At 67.9% G+C, this 13,516-nt stretch carries 11 protein-coding genes; 2 read left to right on the top strand and 9 right to left on the bottom strand.

What is annotated here, in order from left to right; all coding sequences use genetic code 11:
• Positions 1–14: 14 nt before the first annotated feature.
• From D7D52_RS35640 to uraD, 4 genes are all read right to left on the bottom strand, one after another.
• The gene (locus D7D52_RS35640) at positions 15–1,145 is read right to left on the bottom strand and encodes an XdhC family protein (protein WP_120743364.1); all 1,131 of its coding nucleotides are present in this window, start codon (positions 1,143–1,145) and stop codon (positions 15–17) included.
• Between the two features lie 2 nt (positions 1,146–1,147).
• Entirely contained in the window at positions 1,148–2,578 is a 1,431-nt protein-coding gene (locus D7D52_RS35635; protein ID WP_120743363.1) for an NCS2 family permease, read from the bottom strand.
• Positions 2,579–2,877: 299 nt separating this feature from the next.
• Positions 2,878–4,230, bottom strand: a complete 1,353-nt coding sequence (locus D7D52_RS35630; RefSeq protein WP_120743362.1) for an 8-oxoguanine deaminase — start codon at positions 4,228–4,230, stop codon at positions 2,878–2,880.
• Positions 4,231–4,247: 17 nt separating this feature from the next.
• Complete coding sequence (gene uraD / locus D7D52_RS35625) at positions 4,248–4,760, bottom strand: 2-oxo-4-hydroxy-4-carboxy-5-ureidoimidazoline decarboxylase (protein WP_120743361.1); 513 nt, start codon at positions 4,758–4,760, stop codon at positions 4,248–4,250.
• A 164-nt stretch (positions 4,761–4,924) separates the two neighbouring features.
• Here uraD and D7D52_RS35620 point away from each other — a divergent pair, with 164 nt between their 5' ends.
• Complete coding sequence (locus D7D52_RS35620; RefSeq protein ID WP_120743360.1) at positions 4,925–6,433, top strand: PucR family transcriptional regulator; 1,509 nt, start codon at positions 4,925–4,927, stop codon at positions 6,431–6,433.
• Between the two features lie 156 nt (positions 6,434–6,589).
• On the opposite strand, the gene D7D52_RS35615 is transcribed toward D7D52_RS35620, so the two are convergent.
• The 4 genes from D7D52_RS35615 to D7D52_RS35600 all read right to left on the bottom strand — a co-directional run bounded on the left by D7D52_RS35615 (position 6,590) and on the right by D7D52_RS35600 (position 10,950).
• Entirely contained in the window at positions 6,590–6,982 is a 393-nt protein-coding gene (locus D7D52_RS35615; RefSeq protein ID WP_120744709.1) for a 4Fe-4S binding protein, read from the bottom strand.
• Positions 6,979–8,589, bottom strand: a complete 1,611-nt coding sequence (locus D7D52_RS35610) for an FAD-dependent oxidoreductase (protein WP_120743359.1) — start codon at positions 8,587–8,589, stop codon at positions 6,979–6,981. The genes D7D52_RS35615 and D7D52_RS35610 overlap by 4 nt, the downstream gene beginning before the upstream one ends.
• Positions 8,589–9,422, bottom strand: coding sequence for a DUF222 domain-containing protein (locus tag D7D52_RS35605; RefSeq protein WP_120743358.1), 834 nt, complete (start codon positions 9,420–9,422; stop codon positions 8,589–8,591). Before D7D52_RS35605 ends, D7D52_RS35610 begins: the two co-directional genes overlap by 1 nt.
• 175 nt (positions 9,423–9,597) lie before the next feature.
• Entirely contained in the window at positions 9,598–10,950 is a 1,353-nt protein-coding gene (locus D7D52_RS35600; protein ID WP_120744708.1) for an ABC1 kinase family protein, read from the bottom strand.
• A gap of 270 nt (positions 10,951–11,220) precedes the next feature.
• Between D7D52_RS35600 and D7D52_RS35595 the strand changes: the two genes are divergently transcribed.
• On the top strand, positions 11,221–11,997 hold the full coding sequence (locus D7D52_RS35595) for a GntR family transcriptional regulator (protein ID WP_120743357.1): 777 nt from the start codon (positions 11,221–11,223) through the stop codon (positions 11,995–11,997).
• Between the two features lie 231 nt (positions 11,998–12,228).
• Here the strand turns inward: D7D52_RS35595 and D7D52_RS35590 are convergent, their stop codons facing one another.
• Positions 12,229–13,479, bottom strand: coding sequence for a KasA/KasB family beta-ketoacyl-ACP synthase (locus tag D7D52_RS35590; protein WP_120744707.1), 1,251 nt, complete (start codon positions 13,477–13,479; stop codon positions 12,229–12,231).
• Positions 13,480–13,516: the final 37 nt, after the last annotated feature.

Here is a 13,516-nt window from a genome sequence, read left to right as displayed (position 1 = left end):
TTTCGGTCGGAAAGTCAGTCGGTGAGCAGGGATTCGAGCAGGTGCAGCGCGTCCGGGGAATCCGGGACGGTCACCTCTGGCACCACGATCGCGTCGCGGTGAATGGGTCCGCCGTAGGTCGCCAGGGGTACCCCGGTTCCCCCACGGCGGACCGCGACGATCTCGGCGGCGAGGGAGACGGCCGTCTCCGCCGGGGTATGCCCGCCCAGATCGAGTCCGATGGGCGACTTCAGCCGCGCCAGTTCGGCCGTCGTCATCCCGACCGCACGAAGTCGCTGGAGACGATCCTCGTGCGTGCGCCGGGAGCCCATCGCACCCACGTACGCCACCGGCAGGCGAAGCGCCACCTCCAGTAGCGGCACATCGATTTTGGCGTCGTGAGTGAGTACACACAGCGCGGTCCGGGCATCGACCCGGGTTCGCGCCAAATACAGGTGCGGCCATTCCACGACCACCTCGTCGGCCTCCGGGAAGCGGGCGCGGGTGGCGAAGACCGCCCGCGCGTCGCACACGGTGACGTGGTAGCCGAGGAACGTGCCGATCCGGGCCACCGCGGCCGCGAAGTCGATCGCCCCGAAGACGATCATCCGCGGCGGCGGCACATGCGATTCCACGAGCACGGTCACCTGGCTGCCCTCACAGCCGAGCGTCCGTACCGCGGTCTGGCCGCTGTCGAGCATGCCCTGGGCTTGCGCCACGACCTGCTCGTCGAATTCGGCTCCGGCGGTCCACCAGGTGCCCAGCGCCATGGTGGCGCCGCTGTCGAGGTCGCGCACGAGTGCGACGGCCTCCCCCTCAGCTCGCAGGACCTTGTCCACCGCGTCGCGGTTGGCCTCGGTCACCGACTGGACGAACACCTGAATCGTTCCGCCGCAGGTCGATCCGATCGCGGAGGCGTCGGAATCGCTGTAGCCGAAGCTTTCTCGCATGACCTGCCCGGTAGCCAGCGACTCGCGGCACAACTCCTGGACCGCGCCCTCCACCCAGCCACCGGAAACGCTCCCGATGACGGTGCCCTCGGCATCCACGGCCATGGCCGCGCCGATCGGACGGGGTGCGGAGCCACCGCTCCCGATGACCGAGGCGAGCGCGTAATCCTTACCCGCCTCGTGCCATTCGAGCAGCTGTGCCGCGACCTCGCGCATGACTAGCCTCCCAGCGCCATTTCGATGCCGTTGATGCCGAAGTAGGCGACGAACACCACGCTGACCAGGGCCACCAGCCAATGGATCTCACGGAACTTGCCGCGCGCGAGCTTGATCACGGTGAAGGCGATCAGACCGGCGCCGACACCGTTGGTGATCGAGTAGGTGAAGGGCATGAGCACGATCGTGATGAACGCCGGGATGGCGACCTCGAGATCGTTCCAGTCGATCTTGCGGGCCTGGGTCATCATCAGCGCGCCGACCAGCACCAGGGCGGGTGAGGCGGCCTGAATCGGCACCACGGCCGCGATCGGGGTGAAAAACACCGCGGCGCAGAACAGTCCGCCGGTGACCACGCTGGCCAGACCGGTACGAGCACCCTCACCGACACCCGTCGCGGACTCGACGTACACCGTGGAACCCGCACCGCCGGACAGGCCGCCGATGATCTGGGCGACACCGTCGGTGGTCAGGATCTTGCCCATGCCGGGCACCTGACCGGTCTCGTCCACCAGGCCGGCCTCGTCACAGACGCCGAAAACCGTTCCCATGGCATCGAAGAAGCCGGTCAGCACCAGGGTGAACAGCACCACGGTGGCGGTCATCGCGCCCGCGGTGGCGAACCCGCCGAACAGGTCGATGTGGCCGAGCAGCCCGAAATCCGGTGCGGCGAACAGCGACTTGGGCTTCTCGGGCACGACGGTGCCCCACTGCTTGGGGTCGATCTTCGCGATGGAGTTGACCACGATGGCCAGCACGGTGGCGATGGCGATGCTGATCAGGATCGCGCCCGGCACCTTGCGGATGAACAGCGCCAGCATGAGCAGCAGGCCGACCGCGAAAATGACGGTGGGCCAACCGGACAGATGCCCGTCCACGCCCATGGTCACCGGCGTGCCGGAACCCTTGCCGACCACCCCGGAGGAGGCCAGGCCGATCATGGCGATGAACATGCCGATGCCGACGCCGATGGCGTTCTTCATGGCCAGCGGAATGGCGTTGATGATCATGGTCCGCAGGCCGGTCGCGGCCAGGATCACGATCACGATGCCCATCAGCACCACCAGGCCCATGGCCTGCGGCCAGGTCATGTGCGGCGCGGCCTGGAAGGCGACGACGGGGACCAGACCGAGGCCGGCGGCCAATGCGAGGGGCACATTGCCGACGACGCCCATCAGGACGGTCGTCAGACCGGCGGAGAAGGCGGTCGTGGTGGTCAGCTGAGCGATGCTCAGCTTGTCGCCGTGCGCGTCGGTGACGCCGCCGAGAATCAGCGGCACCAGCAATATGACATACGCCATAGCGACGAAAGTCGTGATGCCGCCGCGGATTTCACGGGATAGGCTGGTCTTGCGCTCGGTGAACCGGAACACCTTGTCGAGCGGGGATACTCGCGTTTCCGTCGTGGTGATCGGAGACTGAGTCTGGGTCATGGCTGCCCTCCTATGGGCGTAGCCGACCAGCGGCACGGATGCTGGGGGAGATCCCGAGCCGCGGATTCGGTGATGCTTGTTGTGGGGTCTTTACCGTGTGGAACGGACTTGCCCCTGTTAATCAACTTGTCCGGAAGCTGTTGTCCGGACTTCCGGAAACCCGTGTGAGGTTCCCGGTGCCGCCCCGCTGCGGCAGGCATCGCGAATCGCTGCGGCGATCGCAGGCGTCGAGGAGAGCATGGGTGGCTCTCCGGTGACCGCGGGGTCGTCAGGGCTTTGTCGTGCGGTCTATCTGGACGTCATCGGTTCTCCTGTCGCATGATTCGGCTGCGGGCATCGGCGCCTGCGCGCGCGACCGCATCCTGCGGCATGGTCTGGAGTTCATCGTTGGCCACCACGGTGTCGCCACCGACGAGCAGGCGAGCCAGTGGCGGCTGCGGGCCGAACACCAAGGCGCATACCGGATCCTCGAGCGCGGCCCGGAAGCCGTCCACCCGCCAGACCGCGATGTCGGCCAGTTTGCCGACCTCGAGCGAACCGATCTCGTTGTGCCGCCCCAGGTTTCGAGCGCCACCCAGGGTGGCGACCTCGAGGGCCTGGCGCGCGGTCAGGGCGCGCGGGCCGTGCACGGCGCGCTGGAACAGCAGCGCCTGGCGCATCTCGCCGGCCATGGAGGTCAGTTCCGCCGAGGCCGCGCCGTCGACCCCGAGGCCGACGGGCGCTCCCGCCGCGATCAGATCGGTCACCCGCGCGATCCCCGCGCCCAGCCGGGCGTTCGAGGTCGGGCAGTGCGCCGAACCCGTGCCGGTCTTGGCGAAGGCCGCGATGTCCTTGTCGTGCAGGTGCACCGCGTGCGCGAACCACACGTCGTCGCCGAGCCAGCCCAGCTTCTCCATGTATTCGACCGGCGTGCAACCCATCTGCTCGATGCAGTGCTCCTCCTCGTCGAGGGTCTCGGCGAGGTGGGTGTGCAGGCGAACCCCGTGCGTACGAGCCAGCGCGGCGGATTCCACCATCAGCCCCTCCGACACCGAGAACGGCGAACAGGGGGCGACGGCCACGCGCAGCATGGAGTCGAACGACGGGTCGTGATAGGTGCGGATGATCTCCTCGGTGCTGGCGAGGATCGCGTCGCGGTCCTCCACCACCTCGTCCGGCGGCAGCCCGCCCTGGGACTGGCCGCGGTCCATGGAACCGCGGCACGGGTGGAAGCGCAGCCCGATCTCACGCGCCGCGCGCACCTCGGCCTCGAACAGATCGCCGCGCCCCTTGGGAAACAGGTAGTGGTGATCGGTGGAGGTGGTGGTGCCGGTCAGCGCCAGCCAGCCCAGACCCGCCTGCGCGGCGCCGTGCACGATCTCGGCGTCCATGGTCGCCCACAGCCGATACAGCCCGGTCAACCACTCGAACAGGGTCGCGTCCTGGAACAGCCCCTGGGTGGCCCATTGGTAGAGGTGGTGGTGGGTGTTCACCAGGCCCGGGGTCACCAGGCAGCCGGTGCCGGAGAGGCGTTCAGCGCCCACCACCGTCGGCGCCGGTCCCGCGCCGAGAGCTTCGATGCGGCCGTCGTCACCGACGACCAGATGACCGTTGGGGATCTCGGCGCCGACAACCGGTGCGAGATAAGCGTTTTCGATGACCAGCTTTGCCACGTGATAGTCCTCCGCGCTCAGTCCGCCAGCAGTTTCCGCACGCGCAGGCCGGTGATGTCGGCCAGTTCGCGCCGGACGACGAGCTGCTCGTCGGCGACGGTGTTGCCCAGGCGGATCTGGAGTTCGGACAGCATCTCGGCGGCGCTGCGCCCCGCCGCGCGAATCAGGAAGACATGGCCGAACCGCTTCTCGTATGCCACGTTACCGGCGGCCAGATCGGCCTTGATGACGGCATCGGCGTCGGTCGCGCCGGACTGCTCCTCGGCCGACCACTTGGCCTCTTGCTCGGACTGATGGGTGGCGGCGGTGCGCTCGCCGATGCGGGGATGCGCCGCGAGGGCCTCCTCGATATCGGCCCACGACAGCTCGGTGACCCCGGTCACCGCGGCGGCGATCAGACTCGACTCGTCGGCGTACGGCCGGTTCGCGACCATCTTGCGGGCCCAGGATCGGGACGCGTTGCAGGTGAGCAACTGCGTCTCCGCGTCTTCCAGGGACAGCGAACCGAGCCATTCCAGGCGACTCGACATCCGACCTCCAAACCATCTTTGGCGTGTTTCAACCACCTAACCCGGCGAGCGGTCATGCCCGAAAGGACGAGACATCCGAATCTGTGGCCTGCGACACAGGGACTCGTTTGTAGTTACATCCAAGTTCGGTAACCGGCGCGTCACCGACTGTTAGCCTCGGAAAAATGCGGTTACGTTCCCTCCTGACCATGAACGACCTCGGCCTACGGCTCGTCACCGGAGAAGACGAGCTGGACCGGTTCGTACGCTGGGTAGTAACCACGGACATGTTAGATCCCAGCCGGTATCTGTCCGGCGGCGAATTCGTGCTGACCGGCCTCCAATGGCGGCTGCAACCCGAGGACAGCGAGCAATTCGTCAGCAACATCGCGCGGGCGAAGGTGGCCGCGCTGGCCGCCGGCGACGCGCTCTTCGGCGACGCGCCGGAGGATCTGGTCGCGGCTTGTAAGAAACACCGAATCCCGTTGTTCCGGGTCGAGGAGCACATCGCCTTCGCCACGGTGACCGAAACCATCAACCGGCGACTGTCGTCGGGGCGCGCGGCGGATCTGAGCGCGATCCTCGATCGGCATCGGCAGCTGGTGTCCGGCGGCGGGCTCGACTCGGTGCTGGATCTGGTGCATCGCACCCTGGGCACGCGATGCTGGGTGGTCTCGTCGCTGGGTCGCGTGGTGGCCGGGCCCACCCGGGATCTGCCCGAGCAGGTGCGCTCGGCGTTCTTGAGCGCCAAGCGGTTACCGCATGTGCTCTCCCACAGTCAGGTGCGGTACTCGCTGTTCGCGGTCGACGCGGACGGCACCTCGCGCATCGCCGACTGGTTTCTGGTGTTCGAGAGCGACTACAAGGACTGGCCGGAGGATCGCCGCGCGCTCATCGGCGAACTGGCCGCGGTGGTCTCCCTCGAGCGGGCGCGGCAGGACGATCGCCAGAGCGCCGAAGGGCGGCTCGCGCAGGAACTCATCGAGCTGATCATGTCGGAGGCCAAGCCCGCCGACATCGTCTCCCGGCTCGAGCTGACGGGACTGGGCCTGTCGGACCGCTATCTCGCGGTCGCGGCCACCACCGATTCCGGGGCCGTGCGGCCGGGTGAGCTGCGCGCGGTGCTGCGCGAGATCCTGCACGATCGCAGTCCGGCCATCGGCGTGGTCGACGGCGAGGTCATCCTGCTGGTCGCGCTCGGCGACGAGCAGGCGCTCGACGACCACATTCACCGGGCCATCGAAGCCCTCGAACCCGGTCTGCAGCAGAGCCGACTGTCGGTGGGCATCAGCGGCGCAGTCGACGGCGAGGGGCTGCGCGGCGCGGTCGAGGAGGCCCGCTACGCCCGGCGCATGGCCGCCGAACGCCAGCAGCCCACCAGCGTGGTGCGCCACGACGAACTGGCCACCCACATGCTGCTGCTGGCCAGTGTGCCCGACGAAGTCCGCCGCATGTTCCGTGTGCGCCTGCTCGACCCGCTGCGCGTCTACGACCAGGACAACCGCGCCGACCTGGTGCACACCCTGGAGACTTTCCTCGAGGTGTCCGGCTCCTGGACCAAGTGCGCGGATCTACTTCACCTGCACGTGAATACGCTGCGCTACCGCATCCAGCGCATCGAGGAACTCACCAACCGCGACCTCTCGCGCCTCGAGGATCGCGTCGACTTCTTCCTGGCGCTGGCGCTGCGCTGACGGGTACCGGGACGCCAATCACACTGCGCAAGTGATTGTTCAACGCCTCAGCCCCGAATAGCCACCGCAAGTAATGCCCATCAGCTATGAATTGGGCGCTGGGAGAACACGTCACAGTTGGGAGCGGCGCGGTGGACTGGCCACGCCAGCAATGCGCTACTGCGGTCGCGAAGTGCCGGCCACGTGTGTCGACTCCGAAACGCGCGGCGCGACTTCGGACAGGCGCGGCGGTGGCGTGCCGTGTGGCAGTTCGGGCCCGATGGCGATGAGGCTGCCGGGACGGCGACCCTTCCCCCAGCCGAGCTGCTCACGGTAGCGACCGATGTGCGCCTCGGGAATGACAGTGCGATCCGCGAGCGGTGTGGCGTCCGGGGCCACGTAGAGGGCGTCGGTCGGGCAGTACGCCTCACACATGAAGCACGTTTGGCAGTCGGATTGCCTTGCGATGAGCGGAATTCCGGCGGCACTGCGATCGAAAACATCTGTCGGGCAGACGTCGATGCACTTGTCGCAGGCGATGCAGTCCTCACCACGAACCAGTTCGATCATGACGCCACCGCCACGATCGCGCCGGCCGCCGGTGTCGTGGTGACCCACACGTGGTCGAGGCCGCCCGAGAGGATGTGGTGGTGCTGGGCCGGGTCTTGGGTGGGGTGGTCGGCGCGTTTGCTCATGCCGCGGGTTTCGGTGCGCGCCAAGGTGGATCGGTACATCAGGCGGCCGACCGCTGTGATGGCGGCGGCCTGCCGGGCGCGGACGCGCTCGATGCCGGTTGCGGCGCCGAGTTCGCGGGTGGCGCGGTTCCACAATTCGTCGAGGGCTGTCAACGCGGGGGTGAGGCGGTCGCCGTGGCGTAGGTAGTTCTTCTCGAACGGGATGAGTTCCGCCTGTGCGGCGGCCACCACTTCGTCGGCTGTCAGGGCATCGCCCGTCGGGGAATCGCCTGCGGCAGGCCGCAATCCGATGCCGCCCGCACCGCGCAGGGAGCTCGCATCGGGCCGGCCGGAGCGTAGCGCGAAGGCGGCCGCGCCCCGGCCCGCCCAGCTGCCCGAGGACATGGCCCACGCCGAGTTGTGGCTGCCGCCGCCGGTGAAGCCGCCGCAGATGCGCTCCCGGGTCGCCGCGTCGCCCGCCGCGTACAGGCCGGGAACCGTGGTGGCGCAGTCGTCGTCGACGACATCGATGCCGCCGGTGCCGCGCACCGTCCCCTCGGCGAGCAGGTCGACCTCGAAGCGGTCGGTGAACGGGTCGATGCCGCGGCGATCGAATTGCAGGAAGAAGTTGGGCTGACCCACCCGCATGCGCGCCTGCACGTCGGCGTCGGCGCGGTCCAGCTGCACGAACACCTTCTCCGACAACAGGGTTCGCGCGATCACCGAACGCCCCTTGATGGAGCCCGCGCCTTCCAGCACTCGCCCGTCCTCGTGATAGAAGGTGGCGTAGCCGTAGTAGGCGGTCTTGGTGATGGTCGAGCCCTTGGGCACGATGCCGTAGGCGTTGGAGAACTCCATGCCCGAGAACCGCGCGCCGACCTCGGCGGCCATGAGCGCGCCGTCGCCGGTGTCGACATTGGTGCCCAGCGCCCGCGACAGGAAGGCGCAGCCGCCGCTGGCGAGCACGACCGCACCGGCGATCACCCGATAGTCGGCGTCGGCCTGGCGTTGATATCCGGCCGCACCGCGCACGACGCCGTCGGCGTCGACCAGAAGTTCCAGTGCCGGTGCGTGATCCAGGATGCGCACGCCCAGCCGCCGCACCCACGCGCGCATGCGCCGCATGTACTCCGGCCCCTGCACGCCGGTGCGCAACTGCTCCCCCGTTGCGGGATCGACCGGGAACGGATACCGCCCCTCCACCGCGAGCCGGTTCATGTTCGCGTAGGTCTGATCCAGCACGCGATCCATCCAATAGTGGTCGGCCAGATGCCCGCCCAACGCCTCCCGACTGGCCTTCGCATTGGCGCGGGCGTTGGCCTCGGGCGCCACATACCAGACCCCGGTGCCCGCAGGCGCTGTCGCACCGCTGGTCCCGCAGTATCCCTTGTCCACCAGCACCACCTCGGCCCCGGCTTCCCGGGCGTGCACCGCCGCCCAGCACGCGGCGGGCCCGCCGCCGATCACCAGCACGTCGGCACTGATCTGCCATGGTTCGCTCACTAGGGCACCATCCTTTCTGCAGCCCAACGAGTTAGGGTTGTGACCTCTCGGTCCCGGCGGGTGCATGGCCCGGTTCGCGAGCCACTCGATGGCCACGATGAGTACTGCCAGCCCCGCCGGGGAGCGAACTTCGCCAGCACCGCATCCAAGCACGCACGCAGCTCCGGAGTGATCCAGCCCTCCACCCACGACATGCCATCCACACCCGGGCGGCCGATCACCAAGCCGCGACGGCGGCGACGGTCGGCATCATTGATCACCGTGCCGTCCGGATCCAAACGGGCGAGGATCTCGCGGCCGATCTTCGGGAGGTCGTCAGGGAACAAACCCTCACAAGACTGTTCCACCAGCACCTGCTCCACATCCACACGAGTCTCGACCGGGATGTCGGTGGGCAGATGCGTCATGATATCCACGATGTGACGCACGTGGTCACGCGAGAGCGCGCCCGCGGCAAAGGCTTCCGCCGCTACCGGGAGGGCCGCGGGGCGGGGACGGCCGTTGGGTTCGGTGAATTCGCCGCATTCGCGGGTGATCTTCACCCGCACCGAGGCGTCGTGGGCGGACAGGCTCAGGGTTTGACGCAGGAACGGCACCAGCTTGCCCGCACCACTGGCCTCCGGCAACGAACGATCCGAGGCTTCGATGATCAGCTTCGAATCCAGCGCCGACAGTTTGCGCTTGCAGGTTTCCAGCTGCTGCATCAACGCCACCACATCGGCATCCGCGAACGGGGTGAGGGTGGCGTGAGCAAGGGTGGCCGAGAGGGTTTCGACTGCGGTCACCAGTTCGGTGATGCCGCAGTTGTCGAATGTCACCCCCATCGAATTCATGCTTCTATTCTACCATTGAATTCGAAGGTAGGGAACCTGAAATGTCCAGTTACGTAGGGTATTTGGAGATATTTGTATTTGGCTGGGTCTGTTTTCGAAAAGGGCTATCGGTATTTATTCTGGAGCTGTCTTTGGAATTTGTTGTGCGTCAGCGCTATTTGCGCGAGGGGAATTGTCAGCCGACGATCGAGGCTCGGCGGCCCGGGGGAACCGCGCGTAGGTGGCGGACTATGCCGAGATCGACGGGCTGGGCGCGGCGGGCGTCGTGGCGTTCGAGGGCGGCGGCGAGTTCGGGTGACCAGCGGGCGAATTCGGCGCGGATCGGTCCCTCGGTTTCGAGTTGGCAGACGACGCCGAGGGCGGTGAGGAAGCTGCGGGCGAAGGGGGTGAAGTAGGCGGGCATGTCGAGTTGGCGATTGACGTTGGAGAGCCGGGGTGCCAATGCGGAACGGACGTGGCCGCGCAGCCACGCCGTGGACAGCCGGAAGGTGGGGGAGGTGAGGGGTTCGCCGGCGGCGGACAGGCCCTCGGCCAGCGTTTCGACGTCGAAGTTGCGGCCCGGCCGTACGAAGCGGTGGCGGCGGATCGCGGCGTCCAAATCGGCTGTGCTCCCATTGAATGTGGCGTCCATGAGCTCGCCGACCAATTCCTCGAAGCCCGGCGGCGGCCACGGCGTGCAGGCCCCGAAATCCACCACTCCCAGCCGCCCGTCCGGCAGCACCCGGAAGTTGCCCGGATGCGGGTCGCTGTACAGCAGCCCGGTGCGCGACCAGGACGACAGCAGGAATCGGATGATGAGCATGCCGACTCGGCTGCGTTCCGCGGGCGTGCCGGATTCGATGATCCGGGAAACCGGTGTGCCGTGCAGCCATTCGGTGACGATGACGTCGCCGCGCTGGGTCAGCACATTGGGCACCACGAAGTCCGGGTCGTCGGCGTAGGCGGCGGCGAAGCGGCGCTGGTGGTCGGCCTCGGCGGCGTAGTCGAGCTCGTCGGCGACGCAGGTGCAGATGGCCTCGGTCACCGCGGGAACATCCGCGCCGGGCGCGAAGACCGTGGCCAGCACCGAGATTCGGCGCAGCTGCTCGAGGTCGGCCAGCACCGCTTGACGCGCGCCCGGGTACATCACCTTGACCGCCACCTGACGGCCGTCGCGCCACACCGCGCGATGCACCTGCCCGATCGAGGCCGCCGCGGCCCGTCGATCGTCGAATTCGCTGAAATGCCAGCGCCAGTTCTCGCCCATCCCGGTGGTCATGGCCTCGTGGACGGTGGCGGGCAGCATGGTAGGGGCGGCATCCTGCAGCTGGGACAGTGCGGTGCGGTAGGGGGCCGCGATCTCCGAGGGCAGGGCCAGTTCGTACAGCGACAGCAGCTGCCCGAGTTTGGTGGCGCAGCCCTTCAATTCGCCGAGCACCTCGAAAATGTGCTGGGCGGTGCGCAATTGGATGTCGGCATTGATCTCGGCGGTCGATTTGCCGAGGGCCCGCTTGCCGATCCCGGCCGCCTGCCGACCGGCGAAAGCCACCGGGAGACTGGCGATTCTGGCATTGCGGACGGCGGCGTGCACCGGCGGCCGGTCCCCCTCGCCCCCTGGTCGTCCACCGATTCGCCGAATCGACATTGCTCACCTCGTCGTGTGCGCCGGATACGACCCCGGGTCGGCGTACCTTTCCACCATACGTGGCGATCGTCATACCTGATATCGGGACGTGCCGGGGGTGTATGCACGTGCAGTCTGGCACACCAGAGCTTAAACTGTCTGGGACGTATCCGATAGTTGTCGAAAGGTGACAGGATGGGTGCCCAGACGGTCGTCGCCGACGTCGCCGACGAGCTGGCTCGCCGCGTCGCGACCGGGGAGTACGCGCCCGGTGACCTGATGCCGTCGGTCCGCCAGGTCGCCGAGGAATTCGAGATGAACCGGGCCACTGCGCAATTGGTGCTGGGCCGGCTGGAATCCTACGGCTTCGTCGACGCCCACCGCGGGCGCGGCTTCACCGTCCGCGACGTCCGCCGCACGGGCGGGCTGGATGTGTATCGCCGGCTGTTCCGGCTGTCCATGCACGCACCCGAGACCGCGGCCGCCATGTTCGGCAATATCGTGGCCGCCGAACGCGCCATCGTGCTCGAGGCCCTGCTCGACTACACCGCCGCCGAGCGCGGGATCGATCCGGCCGCCTTGACCGCCGCGGTCGACGAACTCGAAACCCAGGCCCGCCGCGCCGAACCCGATCACGCCCACATGCTCGAGCTCGAGGTGGCGCTGGTGCGCGAGGTGCTCACCGATCTCGGCCACACCGTGCAGCGCGCGGTGCTCAACTCGATCGGGGAGATGCTGTTCGAGGTGCCGGAGGCGGTCGAGGCGTACTTCGCGGTCTCGGCGGATCTGCACGTGCTGGTGTGGCGCGCGCTGCTGGCGGTCTGGGACTCCGGCACCGGCCCCTCCCCGGCCCAGCTGGCGCTGTTCGAGGACCTGTTCGCCATGTATCACACCAAGGTGCTGGCCCGATTCGACGAGTTGCTCGGCCTCACCGCCGAATCCGGACAGCACCGGCACAGCGCCACGGCCTGAGCGTTACCCCGCGGCCACCATGGCCGCGGTGACCAGGGCGGTGATCACCGTGAGGGCCATGACGACCAGGATCACGCGCGCGCCGCGGGTCGGCGGCTCGGCGGGCGGCTGATCGGTGTTCACATCGTCTCCTCGGGGGGAAATAAGGGGTAGTGGAGGGACATCGTATTCCGGCGGCCCCCAATACGTTTGGAGACGGTGACCTTCGGCCGTGATCTCGGCGAACGAGGGTCAGTAGCGGCCGAACAGAACCGCCGCGTTGTGGCCGCCGAAACCGAACGAATTGTTGAGCGCGAACTCGACATCGGTGTGGCGTGGCTTGGTGTGGACCACGTCCAGATCCACCTCCGGGTCCTGGTTGTCCAGATTGAGGGTCGGGGGAATCACCTGATCGCGCAGGGTCAGCACCGAGATGATCGCCTCCAGCGCGCCGACCGCGCCCACCGAGTGCCCCAGCGCAGATTTGGGCGCGTACACCGACGGATGGGTGCCGATGGCCGCGGCAATGCCTCTGGCCTCGGCCAGATCGCCGATGCTGGTGCCGGTGGCGTGGGCATTGACGTGATCGACCTCGGCGGCCGAGACTCCGGCCGACTGCACCGCCCGGCGCATGGCGCGCGCACAGCCCAGGCCCTCCGGATCGGGGGCGACCATGTGATAGCCGTCGGCGGTCAGCCCCGCCCCGAGCAGCCGGGCCAGCGGCGTGGCCCCGCGAGCCAGCGCGTGCTCCTCGGCTTCGACCAGCAGCAGCGCGGCCGCCTCACCGAAGACGAAACCGTCCCGGTCCCGGTCGAAGGGCCGGGAGGCGCGTTCGGGTTCGTCGAGCCGGGTGCTCAGCGCCCGCGCCATCGAGAATCCGGCGATCGCAACGGGATTGATGTAGCCCTCCACTCCGCCGGCCACGATCATGTCGGCCTCGCCCAGCACGATCGACCGCCAGGCATGCACCAGCGCCTCGTTGCCCGACGCGCACGCCGACACCGGGGTGACCAGGCTCGCGCGCGCCCCGAGTTCCAGCCCGACCACCCCGGACACCCCGTTGGGCATCGACATCGGCACCGCGAACGGCGACACCTTGCGATAACCGTGCTCCCGCATGGCGTCGTTGGCGTCCACGATGGTGTCCGCCCCGCCGAGTCCGGTCCCGATGCACACCCCCAGCCGATCCTTGTCGACCTCCGGGCGACCGGCGGTGTCCCACAGGCGTTTGCCCATCGCATACGACATCTGCTGCACGTAACACATGCGGCGCTTCTTGATCCGGTCCAGTTCGTCGGTCGGATCCGCCGCGAGCTTGCCGCCGATGGTGACCGGCAAGCCCAACTTGGTGAATTCCGGATCGGAGAGGGTGGAGATGCCGCTGGCCCCGGAAAGCAGGCCCTGCCAGGTGCCTTCGGTGTCCGGGGCGAGGGAGGTGGTCATCTCGACCGCGGAGACCACGACATTGCGGAATCCGCCGTTGCGGGTGGAGAAATCTGCCAGGCTATTCACTTTTCGTATCCTCTTCCAGCAATGGGCA

The sequence above is a fragment of the Nocardia yunnanensis genome, assembly GCF_003626895.1.
Lineage (GTDB): Bacteria > Actinomycetota > Actinomycetes > Mycobacteriales > Mycobacteriaceae > Nocardia > Nocardia yunnanensis.
The sequence above is the reverse complement of the archived record's forward strand: the minus strand, read 5'-3'. Positions and strand labels throughout refer to the sequence as shown.